The 20,946-nt window shown below is 74.7% G+C and carries 14 protein-coding genes; 8 read left to right on the forward strand and 6 right to left on the reverse strand.

The features are described from left to right. The first annotated feature begins 67 nt into the window (after positions 1-67). The gene (locus tag AB9M23_RS08780; RefSeq protein ID WP_372424144.1) at positions 68-925 is read left to right on the forward strand and encodes an alpha/beta fold hydrolase; all 858 of its coding nucleotides are present in this window, start codon (positions 68-70) and stop codon (positions 923-925) included. Between the two features lie 14 nt (positions 926-939). Continuing rightward, positions 940-3,057 carry an oxidoreductase gene (locus AB9M23_RS08785; RefSeq protein ID WP_372424145.1) on the forward strand — a complete coding sequence of 706 codons (2,118 nt, stop codon included), beginning with the start codon at positions 940-942 and terminating at the stop codon, positions 3,055-3,057. Between the two features lie 22 nt (positions 3,058-3,079). On the opposite strand, the gene AB9M23_RS08790 is transcribed toward AB9M23_RS08785, so the two are convergent. Both AB9M23_RS08790 and AB9M23_RS08795 read right to left on the reverse strand, forming a co-directional pair. Continuing rightward, a complete protein-coding gene (locus AB9M23_RS08790; protein ID WP_372424146.1) occupies positions 3,080-4,315 on the reverse strand; it encodes an FAD-binding domain-containing protein in 1,236 nt (411 codons plus the stop codon). A gap of 125 nt (positions 4,316-4,440) precedes the next feature. Continuing rightward, on the reverse strand, positions 4,441-5,190 hold the full coding sequence (locus tag AB9M23_RS08795; protein WP_372424147.1) for an SDR family oxidoreductase: 750 nt from the start codon (positions 5,188-5,190) through the stop codon (positions 4,441-4,443). 211 nt (positions 5,191-5,401) lie between these two features. On the opposite strand from AB9M23_RS08795, the gene leuB reads away from it, so the two are divergent. Both leuB and AB9M23_RS08805 read left to right on the forward strand, forming a co-directional pair. Further along, entirely contained in the window at positions 5,402-6,508 is a 1,107-nt protein-coding gene (gene leuB, locus AB9M23_RS08800) for a 3-isopropylmalate dehydrogenase (protein ID WP_372424148.1), read from the forward strand. Positions 6,509-6,624: 116 nt separating this feature from the next. Beyond that, a complete protein-coding gene (locus AB9M23_RS08805; RefSeq protein WP_372424149.1) occupies positions 6,625-7,131 on the forward strand; it encodes an MmcB family DNA repair protein in 507 nt (168 codons plus the stop codon). On the opposite strand, the gene AB9M23_RS08810 is transcribed toward AB9M23_RS08805, so the two are convergent. Further along, positions 7,104-8,060 (reverse strand): uracil-DNA glycosylase, encoded by a 957-nt coding sequence (locus AB9M23_RS08810; RefSeq protein ID WP_443726246.1) that lies wholly within the window; start codon positions 8,058-8,060, stop codon positions 7,104-7,106. The two genes, AB9M23_RS08805 and AB9M23_RS08810, sit on opposite strands and share 28 nt — an antisense overlap. Before the next feature lie 208 nt (positions 8,061-8,268). Between AB9M23_RS08810 and AB9M23_RS08815 the strand changes: the two genes are divergently transcribed. Further along, entirely contained in the window at positions 8,269-9,840 is a 1,572-nt protein-coding gene (locus tag AB9M23_RS08815; protein ID WP_372424150.1) for a pilus assembly protein TadG-related protein, read from the forward strand. Positions 9,841-9,997: 157 nt separating this feature from the next. After that, positions 9,998-11,146, forward strand: a complete 1,149-nt coding sequence (locus AB9M23_RS08820; RefSeq protein ID WP_372424151.1) for a mechanosensitive ion channel family protein — start codon at positions 9,998-10,000, stop codon at positions 11,144-11,146. A gap of 39 nt (positions 11,147-11,185) precedes the next feature. Here the strand turns inward: AB9M23_RS08820 and AB9M23_RS08825 are convergent, their stop codons facing one another. The 3 genes from AB9M23_RS08825 to AB9M23_RS08835 form a co-directional block, all read right to left on the reverse strand. Next, a complete protein-coding gene (locus AB9M23_RS08825; protein WP_372424152.1) occupies positions 11,186-12,823 on the reverse strand; it encodes an alpha-D-glucose phosphate-specific phosphoglucomutase in 1,638 nt (545 codons plus the stop codon). 83 nt (positions 12,824-12,906) lie between these two features. After that, positions 12,907-15,678, reverse strand: coding sequence for a DUF2339 domain-containing protein (locus AB9M23_RS08830; protein WP_372424153.1), 2,772 nt, complete (start codon positions 15,676-15,678; stop codon positions 12,907-12,909). A 71-nt stretch (positions 15,679-15,749) separates the two neighbouring features. Continuing rightward, positions 15,750-16,775, reverse strand: coding sequence for an NAD-dependent epimerase/dehydratase family protein (locus AB9M23_RS08835; protein ID WP_372424154.1), 1,026 nt, complete (start codon positions 16,773-16,775; stop codon positions 15,750-15,752). A 332-nt stretch (positions 16,776-17,107) separates the two neighbouring features. On the opposite strand from AB9M23_RS08835, the gene AB9M23_RS08840 reads away from it, so the two are divergent. Together AB9M23_RS08840 and AB9M23_RS08845 are read left to right on the forward strand one after the other, a co-directional pair. Beyond that, complete coding sequence (locus AB9M23_RS08840) at positions 17,108-19,327, forward strand: transglycosylase domain-containing protein (RefSeq protein ID WP_372424155.1); 2,220 nt, start codon at positions 17,108-17,110, stop codon at positions 19,325-19,327. Then, the gene (locus AB9M23_RS08845; protein ID WP_372424156.1) at positions 19,324-20,943 is read left to right on the forward strand and encodes a hypothetical protein; all 1,620 of its coding nucleotides are present in this window, start codon (positions 19,324-19,326) and stop codon (positions 20,941-20,943) included. Before AB9M23_RS08840 ends, AB9M23_RS08845 begins: the two co-directional genes overlap by 4 nt. Positions 20,944-20,946 lie beyond the last annotated feature (3 nt).

Here is a 20,946-nt window from a genome sequence, read left to right on the forward strand (position 1 = left end):
CCCTCCGGCTCGGCGCCCGGGATCGTGCGGAACCCCGCGGTGCGCCCGCCGGAGCGAGGAGGAGCCCATGGACACGATCCCGTCGGAGCTGGCGACGCCGCATCGATTCGTGCACGAGGGCCGGCCCGTCGCCTGGGGCAGCGCCGGAGACGGGGCGGATGCGCGGCCACCGCTCGTCCTCGTGCACGGCACGCCGTTCTCCTCCCAGGTCTGGCGGCGGATCGCGCCCTGGCTCGCGCGCGAACGGCGCGTGTACTGGTTCGACCTCCTGGGCTACGGCCGCTCGGCGATGGTGCCGGGCGCGGACGTGTCGCTCGGCGTCCAGAACGGGCTCCTCGCCGCGCTCGTGCGGCACTGGGGCCTGGAGCGGCCCGAGGTGCTGGCCCACGACTTCGGCGGGGCGACCGTGCTGCGGGCGATCCTGCTCGACGGCCTCCCCGTCTCGCGCCTGACGCTGGTCGACCCCGTGGCGATCGCGCCCTGGGGCTCGCCCTTCGTCCAGCACGTGCGTTCCCATGAAGCAGCCTTCTCGGGGTTGCCGGACTATGCGCACGAGGCCATGCTGGAGGCCTACATCGCGGGCGCTGCGCATCGGCCTCTGAGCGCGGAGGCGCGCACGGTGCACATGCGGCCCTGGCTCGGCGCGGCGGGGAAGGCGGGGTTCTACGCCCAGATCGCACAGATGGAACAGCGCTTCACGGACGCGATCGAGCCGCGTCTCGGCGGGCTCGACGTGCCGGTCACCCTGCTTTGGGGCGAGAAGGACGCGTGGATCCCCGTCTCGCAGGGCGAGCGGCTCGCGGCCATGATCCCCGGTGCGCGGCTCGTGCCGGTGCCGGAGGCCGGGCACCTCGTCCAGGAGGACGCGCCGGAGAGCATCGTCGCGGCCGTGCTCGGCGCGACGGACCGGCGGCGGGGACCCTGATCGGGACGACGACCATGAGCGCGGACGAGACGGGAGGAGAGGCGGCGGGCGCAGCGGCGGGGGCCGGCGGGCGGGTCGATCCGCTGCTTTCGCCGGTCGTCATCGGCCGGCTGCGGCTGCGCAACCGGATCCTCTCGACGGCACACGCTCCCTCCTTCGCCGAGGGCGGGCACCCGCGGGAGCGCTATGCGGCGTATCACGTCGAGAAGGCGAAGGGCGGCCTCGCGCTGACCATGATCGGCGGCTCGACCAACGTCTCCGTCGACAGCCCCTCGGTGTTCGGCCAGCTCTACGCGGGGGACGATTCGATCCTGCCGTGGTTCCGGGCGCTGACGGACGGCGTGAAGGCCCACGGCGCCGCGGTGATGTGCCAGCTCACCCACATGGGCCGCCGCACCCTGTGGGACGACGGCGCCTGGCTTCCCGTCGTCGCGCCGTCGCCGCTGCGCGAGCGGGCGCATCGAGCCATTCCGAAGGCGATCGAGCCCGCCGACCTGGGCCGCATCCGCCGCGACTTCGCCCGCGCCGCCCGGCGCTGCGTCGCGGCGGGCTTCGACGGGATCGAGCTCCTGGCCCACGGCCATCTCCTCGGCCAGCTGTTGACTCCGCACGCCAACCGCCGCGAGGACGCGCTCGGCGGCCCGCTGGAGCAGCGTCTCGCGGCGGTGCTCGACATCGTCCGCGGCGTGCGGGACGCGATCGGCCCGGAGCCGGCGCTCGGCCTGCGCATCGCGGGTGACGAGCGCCGCGGCGGTGGGCTCTCGGCGGAGGATTGCGTGGCGATCGCGCAGGCGCTCGCGGGGACGGGGGCGATCGATTTCCTGAACGTCGTGGCGGGCGCGCCCTACGACAATCTCGGCCTCGCCGAATGGGTGCCGCCGATGGGCATGGGCGAGGTCGGGCACCTCGCGGCCGCCGGGCGCATCCGCGCGGCCGCGGGCGTGCCGGTCCTCGCCGCGGGCGGCGTCGCCGACCTCGCCACGGCGCGATTCGGCCTCGCGGAGGGGCTCGTCGACATGGTCGGCATGACTCGCGCCCACATGGCCGATCCGCATCTCGTGGCGAAGCTCGAGCGCGGCGAGGAGGCACGCATCCGCCCCTGCGTCGGGCTCGGTTACTGTGTCGACCGGGTGAACCAGGGCAAGGCGGCGGTGTGCGGGCACAACGTCGCGACGGGGCGGGAGCTGACGCTTCCCCACGTCGTCCCGTCGACGCCGGGCGCGCGCAAGCGCGTTCTCGTCGTCGGCGGCGGCCCGGGCGGGCTCGAGGCGGCCCGGGTCGCGGCCCTGCGCGGTCACGCGGTGACCTTGCACGAGGCCGCACCACGTCTCGGCGGCCAGCTGCTGCTCGCGGGCGCGGGCACGGTGCGCCGCCAGACGCTCGGCGTCGTCGATTGGCTCGTCGACGAGGTGGCGCGTGCGGGCGTCGACGTGCGCTGTGATTCCTACCTGGAGGCGCAGGACGTGCTCGACGCGGACGCCGACGTCGTCGTCCTCGCCACCGGCGGGCTGCCGGCGATCCCGGACGTGCCCGGCGCCGAGCGGATCGCCAGCGTGCACGACCTCCTCGGCGGCGCCGTGCGGCCGGAGGGCTCGCTCGTCGTCTACGACGAGATCGGCAGCCACGCCGCCGCCGCGGCGGCGGAGGTCGCTGCGCGCAGGATCGCGTCGCGACCGGGGGCGCAGGCCGGCGCGCGGGTGATCTTCGTCACGCCCGACGAGATGCCGCTCCAGGATCTCGGCCCCACCACGCGTGCGGTCGCGCTGCGCGCGCTCTTCCGGCTCGGCGTGACGTTCGTGCCGAACCGTGCGCTCGTCGGGGTCGAGAGCCGCGGCAACGGGCTCGGCGTCCGGCTCGCGAACACGCTCACCGGGGAGCCGGACCTGATCGAGGCCGACTGGCTCGTCATCGAGAACGGCACCACGCCCGTCGACGAGATCTGGCAGGCGCTCGTGCCGCACGCGTCGAATGGCGGCGTGCTCGGCCTCGACCGCATCGGCGAGGACCGCTTCGACTTCCCGGTCACGAATCCGTCCGGGCGTTTCGTCCTCGCCCGGATCGGCGATGCGGTCGCCTCGCGCAACATGCACGCGGCCATGCTGGAGGGGATGCGTGTGGCGATGAGCCTGTGAGGCGCGCGGCGCCGCGCGGGACTCACCGGGCCGCGCGCGCCGGGGCGCCGGGCGGGATCAGCCCCTCGGCGGCGAGCAGGTCCGGTATCGCCTTGCGGAAGGCGAAGAAGCCGCGGGTGGCGTGCGGCCAGGCGCGCTCGTCGAGCGGGCGCCGCAGCCGCAGGAGCGCGACGCCGGCATCCGCCAGCGACGCCTCCGCCCGGGCGAGCGCCCGCGCCGCCGGCCCGACCGGCGCCCAGGCGGTCACCAGCGCGCCGACGCGCAGGGCCCGTGCCGCGTCGGTCAGCGCCTGCGGCGCGAGCGAGACCGCGTGCGCCGGGACGCCGTAATGGTCCGCCGCCCGCGCCGCGGCGTCGGCGACGGCGCCCTCGGCGAAGGCGCGTACCGGCCCGGACGGCGGCAGGATCGAGCGTGCGGCGGTGGCGTGGCCGACGAGCACCGCCCTCGGCCGCACCGGCCCGATCTCCCAGTGCTCGGGCGTCATGTCCTCCTCGGTGACGAGGAGCGCCGCCTCGACCGCCCGCGGCCTGTCCGCCGGCGGCACGCCCGCGGGCGCGGGCGGCGGCGGCTCTGAAAGCGGCTCGGCGCTGCGCGAGAGGCCGCCGGGCGCGAAGCGGCCGTTGGTGAAGCGGGCGATGTTGTCGGCCCGCGCGAGATAGGTCTTGCCCGGCGTCTGCAGCCCCGCCGTCCAGCGCCAGGAGAGCGTGTTCGAGGCGGGGTCGCCGTCGAGGAGGTGGCGCAGGAAGAAGTCCGCGCCGAGCGTCCAGGGCAGGCGCAGGGTGAAGATCCAGATCGACGAGAACCACATCCGCGCGTGGTTGTGCAGGTAGCCGGTCTCGACCAGCTCGCGGGCCCAGTCGTCGAAGCCGGCGATGCCGGTGCGCCCCGCCGTCGCCTCCTCGACCCGCCGGCGCAGCGAGAGATCGCTGTCCAGCGCCCGCAGGTCGGCGGCGAGGCGCTCGAGGTAGCGCTCCCAGATCGCGGGGCGCTGCTCCAGCCAGCCCTTCCAGTAGGTGCGCCAGAGCACCTCCTGCACGAACTTCTCGGCCTCCTCGAGGCCGTGCTCCGCGAGGACCGAGGCCAGCACCTCGCGCTCGCTCACGAGGCGATGGCGGACCCAGGGGGACAGCGTCGAGACGTTGGCGCGGTCGCGCGGCCCGCGGTCCTCGTTGCGGTTCGCGGCATAGGCGCTGCCCGCCCGCGGCACGAAGCGGGCGAGGCGGGCGAGACCCTCGGCGCGGGTCGGGGGCGCGAACATGCGTACCTCCTGCGTGCGCGAGCGCGCAGCTCCGGAGGATGATGATAGGTCGCCGACATGCCGGTGCGCGGCGCGGCGGATCGCCGCGATGTGGTGCACTGCAAGCCGTTCGCCTCCGCGCCGGCTCAGCCGCGCCCGACGAACGGCATCTTCGTCGCCATCACCGTCATGAACAGCACGTTCGCGTCGAGCGGCAGGCTCGCCATGTGGGCGACGGCGCGCGCGGCGTGGGCGACGTCCATGGTGGGCTGCGGCGGCGGCGCGCCGGGCGCGTCCGCGCGGGCGGCCTCGAGTGCGCGCACCATCTCCGTCTCGGCGTTGCCGATGTCGATCTGCCCGACCGCGATGTCGTGCGCCCGCCCGTCGAGGGCGAGCGCCTTGGTCAGGCCGGTGATCGCGTGCTTGGTGGCCGTGTAGGGCGCCGAGTTCGGCCGCGGCGTGTGGGCGGAGATCGAGCCGTTGTTGATGATCCGCCCGCCCTTCGGGTCCTGGCGCTTCATCAGCCCCCAGGCGGAGCGCGCGCACAGGAAGGCGCCGGTGAGGTTGACGTCGACGGAGCGACGCCACTCCTCCACCGAAAGCGCGTCGATCTCGACGCCCTTCGCGAACAGGCCGGCGTTGTTGAAGAGGAGGTCGAGCCGGCCGAAGCGGGCGACGATCGCCGCGAAGAGCGCTTCGACCGCGGCCTCGTCGGCGACGTCGGTGGGGACGCACAGCGCCTCGCGGCCGAGGGTCCGGACCTCGCCGGCGACGTCCTCCAGCGGCTGCGGCCGGCGCCCGGCGAGCACGAGGTCGAACCCGCCCCGCGCCAGCTCCACGGCCGCCGCCGCCCCGATCCCGGACCCCGCCCCCGTCACCAGCGCGATCTTCGCCATGCCCGTCGTCCTCCGGCATCTCGTCGTCGCCCGACCCTACCGGCGCGGCTCCCTCACCGCCAGCGGCGTTCGCGCAGGCGCGGGCTGTGCATCGTGCGCCATCGTCCAGCGAGGACCCACCGCATCCCGCCCCCGCGCCGCTCCCTCTTGCCCCCGTGGGCTCCCTCCGTCACAAGGCTCGCCAGCGCAATCACGAAGCGGACCTCACGCCATGGCGACGCACAAGCTCCTCCTCCTCCCCGGCGACGGGATCGGCCCCGAGGTGATGGGGGAGGTCGTCAAGATCGTCTCCTGGCTGACCAGGGCCGGCGTCGCCTCCTTCGAGACGGAGACGGATCTCGTCGGCGGCGCCGCGTACGACGCGCACGGCAAGGCGATCTCGGAGGACGCGATGCGCCTCGCCGACGCCGCCGACGCCGTGCTGTTCGGGGCGGTGGGCGGGCCGAAGTGGGCGGGCGTGCCCTACGAGCACCGTCCGGAGGCGGGTCTGCTGCGCCTGCGCAAGGATCTGGGGCTGTTCGCCAACCTGCGCCCGGCGATCTGCTACCCGGCGCTGGCGAGCGCCTCGTCGCTCAAGCCCGAGCTGGTCGAGGGGCTCGACATCGTCATCGTGCGCGAGCTCACCGGCGGCGTCTATTTCGGCGAGCCCAAGGAGATCGTCGGGCTCGAGAACGGCGAGAAGCGCGCCGTCGACACGCAGCTCTACACGACCGGCGAGATCGACCGCATCGCCCGTGTCGCCTTCGAGCTGGCGCGCAAGCGCCGCAACAAGGTCTCCTCGGCGGAGAAGCACAACGTGATGAAGTCGGGGGTGCTGTGGAAGGAGGTCGTCACCGGCGTCCACGCACGGGACTACGCCGACGTGACGCTGGAGCACGTGCTCGCCGACAATTGCGCCATGCAGCTCGTGCGCCGGCCCAAGCAGTACGACGTCATCGTCTGCGACAACCTCTTCGGCGACATCCTCTCCGACGTCGCGGCGATGCTGACGGGCTCGCTCGGCATGCTGCCGTCGGCCTCGCTCGGCGCCGAGGACCCGCAGACCGGCAAGCGCAAGGCGCTCTACGAGCCGGTCCACGGCTCGGCGCCGGACATCGCCGGCGCGGGCCTGGCCAACCCGATCGCGATGATCGGCTCGCTCGCCATGTGCCTGCGCTACTCCTTCGGCCTCGTCGAGGCGGCGGACCGGCTCGAGGCCGCGATCACCACGGCACTGGCCTCGGGCGCGCGCACCAAGGACATCGCGGGCGAGGGCGCGAACGCGGTCTCGACGACGGAGATGGGCGACGCGATCGTCGCCGCGCTGGAGCGCGGCTGACGCGCGCCGGATGCGCCCGCGGCGGGGGGCTCCTCCCCGCTGCGATCGCCCGTGGCGCGCCCGTGAACAGTGACGTCGATGTTCCCTCTTCGATCACGCCGTGCTAGGAACGAAGCATGACCGTGCTCGCGTCAGCCCCGCGCCAGTCCCCGGCACGCCCCGACGGGCGTCAGTCGCCGACGGCCCTCGCCATCCAGCGGGGCGTGCGCCGGCTGTTCGCGGCGCACGACTGCGTCACGCTGTGCGAGTTCACCCTGCGCTCCGGCCGGCGGGCCGACGTGATCGCGCTGGCGCGCGACGGCAGCGTCTCGATCGTCGAGATCAAGTCGAGCGTGCGGGACTTCCGCGCGGATCGGAAGTGGCCGGACTACCGCGACTTCTGCGATCGGCTCTACTTCGCCGTCGACGCGGGCACGCCCATCGACATCCTGCCGATCGAGACGGGCCTGATCCTCGCGGACGGCTTCGGCGCCGAGATCCTGCGCGAGCCGCCGCATCACCCGCTGGCGCCGGCGCGGCGCAAGGCGCTGACCCTGCGCTTCGCGCGCCAGGCGGCGGCGGGGCTGCACGCGGCGCACGACCCCGAGGCGCGGGCCTATCTCGGCGGGCTGTCGGAAGCCTGAGCGGCCGCGCCCTCCGCGAGCGCGGCGCGCAGCGCACGCAGGTCGCGCCAGGCGAGGCGCTTCACCACCGGATTGCGCAGGAGGTAGGCCGGGTGGAGCATCGGCATGGCGCGGATCGTGCGCCGGCCGGTGTCGTAGTCGAGCCAGCGCCCGCGCGCCCGGGTGATGCCCTCGCGCACCCCGAGCAGGTGCTGCGTCGCCGGCGCGCCCATGCACACGAGGATGTCGGGATCGCCGAGCGCGATCTGGCGGCGGGTGAAGGGCAGGCAGGCGGCGACCTCCTGGGGCGTCGGCGTGCGGTTGCCCGGTGGACGCCAGGGCACGACGTTGGCGATGTAGACGTCGGTGCGCGAAAGCCCGATGGCGGCGAGCATGCGGTCGAGGAGCTGCCCCGCGCGCCCGACGAAGGGGATGCCCGAGCGATCCTCCTCGGCGCCCGGCGCCTCGCCGACGATCATCACCCGCGCGCCGGGCCTGCCGTCGGCGAAGACGAGGCTGCGCGCCGAGGCCTTGAGCGCGCAGCCCTCGAAGGCCGCGAGCGCACGCTCGAGCGCGGGCAGGTCCTCGGCCGCCTCCGCGAGCGCGCGGGCGCTCGCCACCGCCCCCTCGGGATCGAGGGCGTCGGGGGAGACGGCGGGGCGGGCGGGGCTGCGCGCGTCGGCGGGCTGCGGGCGCTCCCGCGGCGGCCCGCGGCGCGCGTCGGCCGGGGCGGGCCGAGGGCGCGCTTCCTCCCGGCGCGCTTCCTCCCCGTGCGCCTCCTGCCGCTGCCGCGCCGTCTCGGCGAAGCGGTCGTGCGGCGTCTCGTCGAGCGCGCAGTCGACACCCGCGGCGACGTCGAGATCGAGGAGGGCGATCAGCGCATCGCGCAGCGCATCGGCGTCGGGCGGGGTCTCGTCGTCGAAGGCGGCCATGTGCGATCTGTAGAGCATCGCACCACGGAGGGAAATCCGGTCGGTCGCCCTCCCGGGTCGTCCCGCCCACGGCGGCGAGAGTTGACGCAAGGTTAATACCTCGGCGCGCATTCTCGCGATCGCATTCGCACGAATTGAAGACGCTGCTGGTAACGCTCCTCGCAGGGTGCGGCCGGGCAGCGGTAGCCCCTCGATCCACGGGATGGTCCGAGCGATGTTCTCGCGTATGCTCCAAAGGCTCCTCGCAGACCGCCGCGGCACGATCGCGGTCGCCTTCGCGCTCTCCATCCTGCCCCTCCTCGGCCTGGCGGGGGCGGCCGTCGACTATGGCCGCGCGACGTCGGTGCGCCCGCAGATTCTCACCGCCATGGACCGCACGGCGCTCGCCACCGTGACGCGTACGGAGCAGGTCGGCTCGGAAGACTACGCCCGCACCATGCTCGCCACCCTCGTCGGAAACCTCCACGAGGACGTGACGATCACCAGCGTCGATCCCGTCGTCTTCACGGATGCGGAGACCGGCGTGCGGCGCGTGCGCATCACCGTTCAGGGCAGCCTGCGCACCCGGATCGTGCGGGTGATCGGGTTCGACACGATCCCCTTCACGCTGGAGGCGGAGGCGCAGACCTCGAGCCGCCTCTACGAGGTCGTGCTCGTCGTCGACGTGACGGGCTCGATGAAGGGCGGGCGCATCAACGCGCTGCGCACCTCCGCGCGCACCTTCGTCGAGACGCTGCTGCCGGAGGGTGAGGCGTCGGACATCGTGCGCATCGCGATCGTGCCCTATTCGGCCACGGTCAACATCGGGCGGGGGAACGCCGGCTGGCTCGCACCCGCGCCGGGTGGCCTCGGAGCGATCGCACGCAACCGGTACGTCTGGCACGCAAGCGAGGTGCCGCAGAACCTGTGCAAGGGGACCGGCGTCAGCTGGACCCAGGGCCTGTGCCACATCGGCACCCTCTCCGAATGGGAGGGCGGCGGTCCGTGCCCGGGCGTCCAGCGCGGCAACACCTGCTGGGTGGCCGACGGCTGGGCGGGGTGCGTCATGGAGCGCGCCGGCTCGCCCGAGGAGCTGACCGACGCGCCGCCCGCGAGCGGCGCCTTCGCGCCCTACTACTGGCCCTCCTGGACCGGCGCCGGCGCACCGAGCAACCGCTTCAACTCGTACCTGCCCAACGACGTCGACGAGAGCTGGAACACCAACGCGCAGTCGAACGACGGCCGCGGCCCCAATCTCGGCTGCCCGAAGAACGCCATCGTCCCCTTCACGGACGACCGCGCACGGCTGCTCGGGGAGATCGACCGGTTCGAGGCATGGCACCGCGGGGGGACGTTCGGCCATGTCGGACTCCTGTGGGGCTGGCGCATGCTCTCTGCGCGCTGGGACGGGCTGTGGGGACCCGACCCCTGGCCGAATGCGCCGGTGGACGCGCAGTACCAGCGCATCGTCGTGTTCATGACCGACGGCGTGAACGGCTTCTACACGGGTCACGCGCCCTCGGGCGACAGCGACTACACCGCCTACGGCCGCCTCTCGGACAGCGCGGAGTTCGACTCCAGGAACCACACCGCGCTGCTCAACGATCGGATGCATACCATCTGCGCCAGCCTCCGCGGCGAAGGCGTCGAGGTCTTCACCGTCGGCTTCGCGGTCTCCGACGCGACGACGAGGACGCTGCTGGCCGATTGCGCGTCGTCGGCCCGCCACGCCTTCACCTCCGAGGTGACGACGCTGGTGACGCATTTCGAGGCGATCGCGCGGGACATCTACGAGCGGCGCGTGTCCCTCACGCGCTGACGGGCGACGACGCCCGCATCGTCCACGGCCGCTCGGAAGCGAAGGGGGAGGCGGAACTCGTGCTGGTACGCCTAGAGCGCCGATCCCGCCGCTCCGCCGGAACCGCCGCGCTCGCCGCCGCGTTCGCTCCCCACACCGCGAGCCGGGGGAGATCGAAGTGGAGCGCATCGCAGCGCTCGCCCGCGATGCGGGCGGCATGGTCGCGGGCCTGCCCGCCTGGGCGCAGGCGGCGATCGTCCTGTCCCTCTTCGCCCTGGCCGCGCTCGTCGTCCACGCCCTGATCGTGCGGGCGATACGCGCCACGGTCGGCCGCCGGGCCGGGGAGTTCGGCCGCGACATCCTCGATCGCATTCGGCGCCCGACCCGGCTCGCCCTGGTGCTCGTCGCCGTCGCGGGTGCGCTGCCGGCGGTGCCGCTCTCCGGCGAGACGCGGGGCTGGATCGCCTACCTCCTCCTGCTGGCCGTCATCGTCGTCCTCGGCTGGGCGATGATCATCGTCGTCGACGTCGCGGCTCGGATCTACCTGCGCCGCCTGCCGGGGGAGAGCGCGGACGCGAGCCTCGCGCGCAAGGCGGCGACGCAGGTGCGGCTCCTGCGCCGGATCGCGGTCATCCTGGTGGTCTTCCTCACGGTGGCGGCGCTGCTGACCACGAGCCCGGTGGCGCGGCAGTACGGCACGAGCCTGTTCGCCTCGGCGGGCGTCGCGGGGCTCGTGATCGGGCTCGCGGCGCAGCCGGTGCTCTCCAACATCATCGCCGGCCTGCAGATCGCCATCACCCAGCCGATGCGGCTCGAGGACGCGGTGATCGTCGAGGGCGAGTTCGGCTTCATCGAGGACATCCGCACGAGCTACGTCGTCGTGCGGCTCTGGGACCTGCGCCGGCTGATCGTGCCGCTCAAGCGCTTCATCGAGCAGCCCTTCCAGAACTGGACGCGGGAGGCGCCGCAGCTGATCGGCGCGGTGGTGCTGCACGTGGACTACGGCGCGCCGGTCGCGGCGATCCGCGCGCGCCTCGAGGCGCTGGTGCGCGAGAACCCGCTGTTCGACGGCGACGTCGTGGGGCTCCAGGTGATCGACGCGGGGCGCGACACGATGATCGTCCGCGGCCTGATGAGCGCCCGCACCCCCGCGGAGGCGTGGGACCTGCGGTGCGCCGTGCGCGAGGCGCTGATCGCCTGGCTCCAGGCGGAGCATCCGCGCGCCCTGCCGCAGGTGCGCTCCAGGCCGGTCGGCGGCGAGCGGGGCGACGCCGCCGTGGTGGCGGAGGCGGGGGACGCCCTCGACGACGCCGGCGACGTCGGCTGAGGAGGCGGCTCGCGGACGGGGGTCGGAGGTGATCGCCCGTCAGGTGACGACGCTCGGCTCGGCTCGGCCGGTTCGCGCCTCGATGCCGGCGATCTCCCGCGCCGCGGCGACCACCTCCGCCAGCGCCGCGCCCACGTCGAGGTCGTGGTCGCCGTCCGCGGGCTCGAAGCGCTCGAGGTAGACCCGCAGCGTCGCCCCCGCCGTGCCGGTGCCCGACAGGCGGTAGACCGCGCGGCCGCCGTCGGCGAAATAGACCCGCACGCCCTGCGCGGCGGTGACGGAGCCGTCCACGGGATCGGTATAGGCGAAATCGTCCGCCGCCTCGACGCGCAGCCCCGCGACCACCGTGCCCGGGAGCGCAGGCAGGCGCGCGCGCAGGTCGTCCATGAGCGCCGCGGCCGCCTCGGCGTCGACCTCCTCGTAGTCGTGGCGCTGGTAGTAGTCGCGCCCGAACCGTTTCCAGTGCGCGCGTACCAGCGCGTCGGCGCTCTCGCCGGTCTTCGCCAGGATGTCGAGCCACAGGAGCACCGCCCACAGGCCGTCCTTCTCACGCACGTGGAACGAGCCGGTTCCGGCGCTCTCCTCGCCGCACAGCGAGATCAGCCCGGCGTCGAGGAGGTTGGCGAAGAACTTCCAGCCGGTGGGCGTCTCGTAGGCCGTGACGCCGAGCGCCTCCGCGACGCGGTCGACGGCGCGGCTCGTGGGCATCGAGCGGGCGACGCCGGCGATGCCGTTCGCGTAGCCCGGCGCCAGATGCGCGTGCGCCGCGAGGATCGCGAGCGAATCGCTGGGCGTGACGAACATGCCCGGCGCGACGATCATGTTGCGGTCGCCGTCGCCGTCGGAGGCCGCCGCGAAGTCGAGTCGGTCGGGGCCGGTCATGAGCGCCACGAGCCCGGCGTTGTGGACGGGGTTCGGGTCGGGATGGTGCCCGCCGAAATCGGGGAGCGGCGTGCCGTTGACGACGGTGCCCGCCGGCGCGCCGAGCCGCTCCTCCAGGATCGCCGTCGCGTAGGGGCCGGTGACGGCGCTCATCGCGTCGAAGCGCATGCGGAAGCCGCGGGCGAACAAGCCGGCGATGGCGTCGAGATCGACGAACCGCGCCATCAGCTCCGCGTAGTCCGCGACGGGGTCGACGATCTCGACGATCGTGTCGCCGAGCCGGGTTTCGCCGAGGGAGCCGAGGTCGAGGTCCGGCGCGCGGGCGATCCGGTAGGCGGTCATGGCGCTCGCCCGCTCGTGGATCGCGCGCGTGGCGCTCTCCGGCGCCGGGCCCCCGTGGGAGACGTTGAACTTGATGCCGAAGTCGCCGTCCGGGCCGCCGGGATTGTGGCTCGCCGAGAGCACGATTCCGCCTGCGGCGCCGCGCGCGCGGATCAGGCCCGAGGCGGCGGGGGTCGAGAGCAGCCCCTCGGCGCCGACGACGAGCCGGCCGATCCCGTTCGCCGCGGCCATGCGCACGATCACCTGCACGACCTCGCGCACGAGGTAGCGCCCGTCCCCGCCCACCACGAGCGTCGCGCCCGCCTTGTCGGGCACGCCGTCGAGGATCGCCTGGACGAAGGTCTCGACGTAGTGCGGCTGACGGAACACCGCGGTCTTCTTGCGCAGGCCGGACGTGCCGGGCTTCTGGTCCGGGAAGGGTGTCGTCTCGACGGTCTCGACGGCGATGGTCATGCGATCTCCCGTGGCGGATGCGGTCGTCGGGGCGGCAGCATAGCGATCGGGGCGCGCCGATCCATCCCCCGCCTACGCCCCGCCTACGCCCCCTCTCGGGCTCCTCCCCCGTCCGGCGCGGGGCGTCGCGCCAGGAGACGCTGCCAGACGAGGCCGATCCCCACCAGCGCGAGACCGAGACCGATGAAGGAGACCGCCCGCAGCACGCCCTCGAGGTTGGCGAGATCGACGAGGAAGACCTTGACGACCGCCGCCGCCAGGAACGCCATCGCGACGAGGCGTGCGCGGCGCGAGTCCCGCAGGAAGCCGACGGCGAGCGCGGCGAGCGCGAGCGCGATCAGCGCCGCGGAGTACGCCCACGTCTCGGCCTCCGTCGCCGGCCGCTCGAGCCCGACCCGCGCCCCGAGCGCCGCGTGACGGATCGCGAGGCCGATCCATGCGACGCCGAGCGCCAGCGAGAGCCAGCCGGCGGCGGCGACGAACCAGGGCGGGCGCACCCCGCGCGCCGCGCGCGCCAGCACGGCGGCGAGGAGAGCCGGGAGCGCGTAGGCGAGGAGGAGGTCGTTGAGGACCGCGGCGCCGGCGATCGGCTCGTCCGTCAGGAGCGGGTTCGCGCCGACCGCGAGGCCGAGCACCACGAGCGCGAGCGAGACCACCGCGAAGGCGAGGCTCGCGATTCCGGTGACGGGGTCGCGGCGGGCGATGTCGAGACGCGTCGCCAGGACCGAGAAGGCGAGGGAGGCGGTGGCGAGCAGGCCGATCTCGACGTGATCCGTCGCCTGCGCCAGCGGGTCGCCGCCGTGGAGCGCGTGGCGGATCTGGAAGAAGACGAGGAAGGCGCCGAGCACGAAGGCGAGGCTCTCGGCGAAGCGCGAGACGCCGTCCCGGCGAGTGCGGGCGAGGAGCCGCGCCGCCAGCGCGAAGGCGACCGCGGGCACGCCGTAGCCGACGAGGAGCCAGTTGAGGAGGATCGTGCGGCCCGGATCGTCGGCGAGCACGGGATCGGCGACGAGCCGCGCCAGCACGACGACTCCCAGCACGCCCACCGCCAGCCTGAGCGTGGCGATGCCGGTCCGATCGGCGACCCACGCGCTGCCCAGCGCCGAGAGCGCCAGCGCCACCGTCAGCGAGCCGCGGTCGAGGGTGAAGACGAGGCCGGCGGAGAGCGCCGCGAGCGCCGCCGCCGCGCTGCCGGCCAGGAGGAGGCGCCCCGCCGTCTCCCCGTCCTCCCCCGCGAGCCGCGGCCGGAGCCATGCGGCGATCCCGGCATAGGCGAAAGCGAGACCGGCGGCGACCGCCGCGAACGGCACCACGGGGGCGGCGTCGAGGCTCCGGAAGGCGTCGGTGAGCACCCAGTAGACGGTGACCAGCACGAGGAGCGGCGCGCCCGAGGCGGCGGCGGCGAGCGCCGCGGCGGGCAGGCGCGGCAGGGCCGCGCCGCGCAGGAGCCGCAGGCCGGACGCCGCCGCGATCGCCGACCCCGCCAGGACCGCGAAGGCGAGGAAGGTCCCCAGCGCCTCCGGCCAGGGCGTGCGCGCGACGCCGCCGGGGACGAGGCGCTGCGGCTCGGCGGCCATCTCCCAGGCCAACGGCCAGGTCGCGAGCGCGCCCGCCACGACGATCGCAGCGAGGAGCGCTCCCGCGGCGGCGGGGGCGAAGCGCAGGGCGGTCGCGGTCAGGACGGCCGCGACGGCGCCGGCGAAGGCGACCCGGGCCGCGGGCCCGACGTCCCCGCTCTGGAGGGCGAGCAGCGCGAGGGCGGCGAAGCCCGCAAGGACCGCGGTCGCGACGAGGTCGAGAACGGGCCGCGGCGCGCGATCCCGTCCGTAGGGCAGGACGACGAAGGCGCCGGCGGCGAGCGCCGTCTGGAGCGCGATGTGGACGAGGCCGGGCGCATGGTCGCCGAAGGCGAGCAGCGTCAGCACCAGCGCCCACAGCGCGGCGCCGGCCGCGGCGCACAGCGCGAGCCAGCGCCAGCGCCGCAGCCGCGCGACGCCGTAGGCGGCGATCGCGACGAACGTGAGGTAGGGCGGCAGCGGCCAGAGGCTCGGCGTTTCGCTCTCGACCAGCAGCGGGGCGGCGAAGGCGCCCACGAGGCCGATCGCCGCGAGGGCGGGTCCGTGCAGGGCCGCCGCCAGCATCGTGGCGAGCGCGACCGCGGCGAGGAGCGCGAAGGCGAGGGCGGGTCCGATGAAGCCATAGAGCGCGAACGCCGCGTAGACCACGGCGAAGGCCGTCGTCGCCCCCGCCGCCGTGAGCGCGCCGGGCGCGTAGGCGCTGCCGAAGGCGGGGAGCGGCGCCGTGCGCCGCCGCAGCACCTCGCCGCCGGCGATCAGCGCCGCCGCGAACAGCGCGCCGAGCACGATCCGCGCGCCGGGGCCGAGCAGGCCGGCCTCGATCGAGGCGCGCACCAGGAAGACGCCGCCGAGCGCCAGCGCGATGCCGCCGATCCACACCGCCCAGCGCGTGCCGAAGCGCTCCTCCAGGCCCGGCCGCGGCGGCGGCATTGCGGGCGGAGGCGGCGGGGGAGGGATTTCCGGCGGCGGCGCGGGCTCGGGGGCGGGGTCCGAAGGCTGCTCCGGCTCCGCGCGCGGCGGCGCCTCGTCCCGGATCTCGTCCTCGCGGATCGCCTCGGGGATGTCCTCCACGCTCCGCGTCGCCTCGCCGGAGGCGGCCGGTGGGGGAGGCGTCGTCGCGCGCAGCGCGACGAGCGCGCCCTCGGCGGCGAGGAGGCGGCTCTCGAGCCCGCGCACCCGCTGGCGGGCGTCGTAGGCGATCACGAAGGCGGCGATCGCCAGGATCGGCAGCGACAGGACCGCGAGCGCGATCAGCAGGAAGAAGATCTCGTCGCCCACGGCCGCGCGCCCCCGGATGCGGCCCGAACCGAGCCACTGCGAGGCTTAGCTCGAGTCGTGCGCCTGCGCCATCAGGTCGCGGGCACCCCGTAGTGCTCGCGGTACCACGCGACGAAGCGCCGGACGCCCTCCTCGACGGGCGTCGCGGGCACGTAGCCGGTGAGCGCCTCGAGCAACTCCGCGCGGGCGAAGGTGGCGGGGACGTCGCCCTTCTGCAGGGGCAGCAGGATCTTCTTCGCGCCGACCCCCAGCGCCGCCTCGATCGTCTCGACGAAGGGCACGAGCCCGACCGGGCGCCCGCCGGCGATGTTCACCGCCCGCCAGGGCGCCGCCGGCGAGAGCGAATCGCACGGCGCGACCGGCGCGCCCTCCACCGGCGGCGCCTCGATCAGGCGCGCGATCGCCTCGACGAGATCGTCGACGTAGGTGAAGTCGCGCTGCATCGCGCCCTCGCCGTAGATCTCGATCGGCTCGCCCGCGAGGATCGCGCGCACGAACTTGAACAGCGCCATGTCGGGCCGGCCCCAGGGGCCGTAGACCGTGAAGAAGCGGAACGCCGTCGTCGGCAGCTTCCACAGGTGGGCGTAGGAATGCGCCATCGTCTCCGTCGCCTTCTTGGTGGCGGCGTAGACCGTCAGCGGATGGTCGGTGCGGTCGGTCTCGGCGAAGGGCATGTCCGTGTTGGCGCCGTAGACCGAACTCGTCGAGGCGAGGAGGAAATGGGCGGGCGCGTGCCGGCGCACGCCCTCCAGCACGTTGAAGGTGCCGACGAGGTTGGCGTCGACGTAGGCGCGCGGGTTCTCGAGCGAGTAGCGCACGCCGGCCTGGGCGGCGAGGTGGACGACGACGTCGGGCTTCGCCGCGTCGAAGGCGTCCGGGAGCGCGGCGTCGTCCTCGAGCATGATCTCGTGGGCGTGGAAGGCGTTGGAGCGCCGCAGGCGGGCGTGGCGCGCCTGCTTCAGGGAGACGTCGTAGTAGGGCGTCATCCCGTCGACGCCGGTGACGAGCCACCCGTCCGCGAGCAGGCGCCGCGCGAGGTGGAAGCCGATGAAGCCGGCCGTGCCGGTGACGAGGGCCCTGCGCGGCCGGTGAACCATGGGGAGACGCTCCTTCGCCCGGGGTCGATAGCCCGACCGGCCGCGGGTCGCAACGGCACGCGTCGACCGGCGGGTGATTCACGGGTGACGCCCCTTCCGACGGCCGCCGCCGCATCCGAACGCCGGCTGCGGCGTTGTCGCGGGGATCGCGGATTCGCGCGCGCCGTCACAAGTTTTCCACACCGTGGCGCGAAAGCGATACGGTGCCTCGCATTCGCCGGGCGTCAACCTGGACGTAACGGATGTTAGGGTGCAAATGAGAATCGCAGCGGCTCGCGTGTGCGCGTTCGGGCGAAGCGCCGACTAGTTCCTTCCTGGAGAAACGCCGAATCATGTCCGACGCGTTCACCGCCCTCGCCGCGCTCGTCGCTCTCGGCGCCCCCATCGTCGCGGGGCCGGTGGGCGTCGTGGACGCCAAGCCCGTACTGGCGCTGCACGGGACGGAAGCGGCGGGCGCCTCCCGCTCGATTGCGATCGCCTACCGGGGTGGCGAGATCGCGGGCCGACTCGGCGTCGACCGCGCCACGATGCGCTACGCGGATCTGCCGGATCCGTTCGTCGAGGCGCTCGTCGCCGTCGAGGACGCGAGCTTCGAGCGGCACATGGGGCTCGATCCCGCCGGCCTCGGCCGCGCCGTGATCGGCGCACTCGGCGGCCGCTCCGACGCCGGCGGCGGATCGACGCTGACCCAGCAGCTCGCCAAGAACGCGCTCGTCGGCGATTCGGCGACGCTCGAGCGCAAGGTCGCCGAGGCGATCGTCGCGGTGATGACCGAGAGCGTCGCCACCAAGGACGAGATCATCGAGAGCTACGCCAACGCGGTCTATTTCGGCCGACGCTCGGACGGCGCCGCCAATGCCGCGCGCAACTGGTTCGGCCGCGACTGGGACGCCCTGACGCTGCCCGAGCACGCCTTCCTCGCCGGCGTGCTGCGCGCGCCCTCGGGGCTCGACCCGCTGCGCAGCGCCGATCGGGCGAAGGCCCGGCGCGACCACGTCCTCTCCCGCATGGCCGAGGTCGGATTCATCGACGCGGCCGCGCGCGACGCGGCGCAGGCCACCGCGATCGCGGTGGCACCGCCGCCGCCGCCGCCCCGCGCCGGCCCCGCGCCCGCGGATCCCGACTACTGGGCGCTGTCGGAAGCCCGCCGCTTCCTGGGCACGGGAACCTATCTCGACCAGCCGGCCGACCGGCCCTTCGTCACCACGATCGAGGCCGACGCGCAGGCGATGGCGCAGCGCGCGCTCGACGCGGTGCTGGAGCCGGCGAACCGCCGCCTGCCCGATGCGCCGCTCGGCCGCGTGCCGGAGCGCGTGCTCGAGCGCGCCGCGGCGAACCCCGACGCGCTCTGGCTCGCCGCGGACCGCGTCGTCGCCCGCCTGCCGGACGGCTTCCTGAGGGTGATCGCGGGCCCGAACGGCCCGATCGTCGAGCCGCGCGACCCCGTCGACACGACCGGCGCCACCGCGGCCGACGCCCCCGCCCCCGCCGTGCCGGAGCTCCCCCGCGGGGCGCAGCTCGGCGACGTCTTCGTCCTCCTCCCCGACGGCGAGGTGCAGGGCCGTCCGCGGGTCCAGGGCGCGCTCGTCGCGATCGACCTCGCCACCAACGAGGTGATCGCCTCGGTGGGCGGGAGCCGCAGCTGGGCGAGCGGCTTCGACCGCACCCGCGCCCAGCGCCAGCCCGGCTCCGCCTTCAAGCCCTTCGTCTGGCTCGCCGCCCTGGATGGCGGCGTGCGGCCGCAGGACTGGGTGCTCAACGGCCCGATCACGGTCGCGGTGGGCAACGAGGTCTGGTCGCCCGGCAACTACGACGGCGGCGGCGGCAGCTACACGCCGGTCTTCACGGCGCTCGAGCGCAGCTACAACCAGGTCGCCGCCCGCCTCGCGATGCATGTCGGCATGGAGGAGGTGCGCCGCGTCGCCGTCTCCGCGAGCCTCTACCCGCCCGACGAGCGCGGCCTGCTCTTCCCCTCGGCCTCGATCGGCGCGGTCGAGACCTCACCCTACCGGATGGCGCTCGGCATGGCGGCGCTCGACCCGCGCAGCAGCGACATCACGAGCCGCGAGAACCTCGAGGATCTCGAGCGCATGATGCGCGGCGTCGTCCTGCGCGGCACGGCGGCGGGCGCCTTCTCCAACGGGCCCGACGGCGTCATCGGCAAGACCGGCACCTCGCAGGAGCACCGCGACAACTGGTTCGTCGGCCGCACCGGCGATCTCGCCTTCGCCGTCTGGATCGGGCGCGACGACGATCGTCCGCTGCCCTCGATCAACGGCCGGCGGGCGACCGGCGGCTCCTTCGCGGCGCCCGTCGCCGCCTCCTTCCTGCGCGAGGCCCGCGCCGCGGGCATCACCACGGCGACGATCGACGCGCCGCTCTTCGCCGCCGAGGCGATGCCCTACTGGCTCGCCCCCGAGCCCGAGCCCCAGCCGGAGCCCGAGCCCCGCGGCGGAGGGGGCTGGTGGGCCGGCCGCTTCGACGGCCAGCGCGGCGACCCCTATGCCGGCGCCGCGCCGGCGGATGCATGGAGGCCGGGTTGGGCCCAATGACCGGTTCGTCGTCGTCCACCCGCGCCGCGCGCCTCGCGGGCGTGGCCCTGATCGCGCTCGCGCTCGGTGCGGGGCTCGCGCCGCGCTCCGCCGCCGCGCAGGCGGTCGCCCCGCAGATCGTCCAGCAACCTCCGCCGCAGGTGCTTCCCCCCGAGCGCGTCGAGGTGCCGGAGGTGGTGCTCGGTCGCTTCCTCTCCCGGGCCCATCCCCTGCTCGAGCGCGCGACCTGGTCGAGCGTGGCCTGGGACGGCGGGCCCCTCGCCGTGCGCCTGCCCTCCGACCACCCGCTCGGCGACGGCACCGGCGGCGACGTGCAGCGGATCGCGCCGGACCTCACCGCCAGCGGCCTCTCCCTCTCGATCGGCTGGCGCGGCACGCGGCTCGCCGCGGCGAACGCCGCGCTCGTGGGCGAGCACCTCGTGCTCGAGGGCTTCACGCTGGAGAACGAGGCCGGCACGCTCGGCGCCGATCTCGTCGTCCTCTCCGACGAGGCGCTGCGCTCGCTCGGCGCCGCCGCCACCGGCGTGCTGCCCGAGGCCCCGGCGCCGTCGGACGTCGTGATCGAGGACGTCGCCATCGAGATTCGCCGCGGCGTCGACGATCCGGCGCGCGGCAGCTTCGCCTCGCGATTCTCCGCCGAGCACCTCGTGCTCGACGGCCTCGTCGCCCGCACCGTCGAGGCGGGTGAGGACGCGCCCGGCATCCCGACGCTCGACATCGCCGGTTTCGGCGCGCGGGGCGTCTCGGGCAGCGCACGTTTCGCCGGCGCGGCCGAGTTCACCCTCGGCAGCCTGGCGCTCGAAGGCTCGCCGCGCAACCTCACCCGGGTCGCGCAAGCCGCTCTCGGCCTCGCCGACGCGCCCGAGGACGCCGCGCGGCTGTTCTCGCTCGCCTTCGAGGATCTGCTCTTCCGCGCCCGGCGGCCGGGGGCCGAGCCGGCGGTGTTCGTCGCCGAGTCGGGCGGCGTCTACGTCAACCTCGGCTCGTCCGCCTCGCGGGCGCGGCTCGACCTGCGCGGCGCGCGGGCCTCCGCCACGCTCCTCGCCGGGACGCCGATCGAGGAGCAGGCGCGCACCATCGCCGCCTCCGCCTCCGCGCAGGGGCTCGACGCGGCGGGGCTCGAGGGCGGCCCGCATCTGGGCCTCGACGTCGCCGCCGACGCGGTGCTGCGCCCCGGGCGCCTGCGCCTGCGTCTCGTCTGCCTCGACGCGCCGGGCCTCGCCGACGCGACGGCCGAGCTCGATCTCGACGTCGCCGAGGATCTCGACCTCTCCGCGCTCGGATCGCGCGATCTCGCCCGGGCCAGAGCACGCACGATGTCGCTCGCCGTCGTCGATCACGGCCTCGCGGATCTGGTGCGCACGCTCGCGGGCCGGTCGATGTCCGAGATCGCGGGAGACGTCGCGGCGTCGGTCGTCGCGGAGGTCGCGGGCCTGCCGGAGGCGGTCGCACGGCTGACCACCGCGCCGCTCGTCGGCGCGGTGCGCACCCTCGAGGAGGAGGGCTCGCTCGCCGCGAGCTCCCCAACGGCAGCCCCCGTCCCGCTCGCCGCGGCCGGGCTGCTCGCCTCCGCCGGCACGGCCGAGCCCGACGATCTCGGCGTCTGCGGCCGCTGAGGC

Source organism: Salinarimonas chemoclinalis, from assembly GCF_041514305.1.
Classification (GTDB): Bacteria; Pseudomonadota; Alphaproteobacteria; order Rhizobiales; family Beijerinckiaceae; genus Salinarimonas; species Salinarimonas chemoclinalis.

What these genes read in the sequence shown, in the direction of transcription:
- AB9M23_RS08815 (WP_372424150.1), top strand. Translation starts at nt 8,269, where the DNA reads ATGCTCCAAAGGCTCCTCGCAGACCGCCGCGGCACGATCGCGGTCGCC.
- leuB (WP_372424148.1), top strand. Translation starts at nt 5,402, where the DNA reads ATGGCGACGCACAAGCTCCTCCTCCTCCCCGGCGACGGGATCGGCCCC.
- AB9M23_RS08840 (WP_372424155.1), top strand. Translation starts at nt 17,108, where the DNA reads ATGTCCGACGCGTTCACCGCCCTCGCCGCGCTCGTCGCTCTCGGCGCC.
- AB9M23_RS08790 (WP_372424146.1), bottom strand. Translation starts at nt 4,315, where the DNA reads ATGTTCGCGCCCCCGACCCGCGCCGAGGGTCTCGCCCGCCTCGCCCGC.
- AB9M23_RS08825 (WP_372424152.1), bottom strand. Translation starts at nt 12,823, where the DNA reads ATGACCATCGCCGTCGAGACCGTCGAGACGACACCCTTCCCGGACCAG.
- AB9M23_RS08805 (WP_372424149.1), top strand. Translation starts at nt 6,625, where the DNA reads ATGACCGTGCTCGCGTCAGCCCCGCGCCAGTCCCCGGCACGCCCCGAC.
- AB9M23_RS08780 (WP_372424144.1), top strand. Translation starts at nt 68, where the DNA reads ATGGACACGATCCCGTCGGAGCTGGCGACGCCGCATCGATTCGTGCAC.
- AB9M23_RS08785 (WP_372424145.1), top strand. Translation starts at nt 940, where the DNA reads ATGAGCGCGGACGAGACGGGAGGAGAGGCGGCGGGCGCAGCGGCGGGG.
- AB9M23_RS08795 (WP_372424147.1), bottom strand. Translation starts at nt 5,190, where the DNA reads ATGGCGAAGATCGCGCTGGTGACGGGGGCGGGGTCCGGGATCGGGGCG.
- AB9M23_RS08810 (WP_443726246.1), bottom strand. Translation starts at nt 8,060, where the DNA reads ATGCTCTACAGATCGCACATGGCCGCCTTCGACGACGAGACCCCGCCC.
- AB9M23_RS08835 (WP_372424154.1), bottom strand. Translation starts at nt 16,775, where the DNA reads ATGGTTCACCGGCCGCGCAGGGCCCTCGTCACCGGCACGGCCGGCTTC.
- AB9M23_RS08845 (WP_372424156.1), top strand. Translation starts at nt 19,324, where the DNA reads ATGACCGGTTCGTCGTCGTCCACCCGCGCCGCGCGCCTCGCGGGCGTG.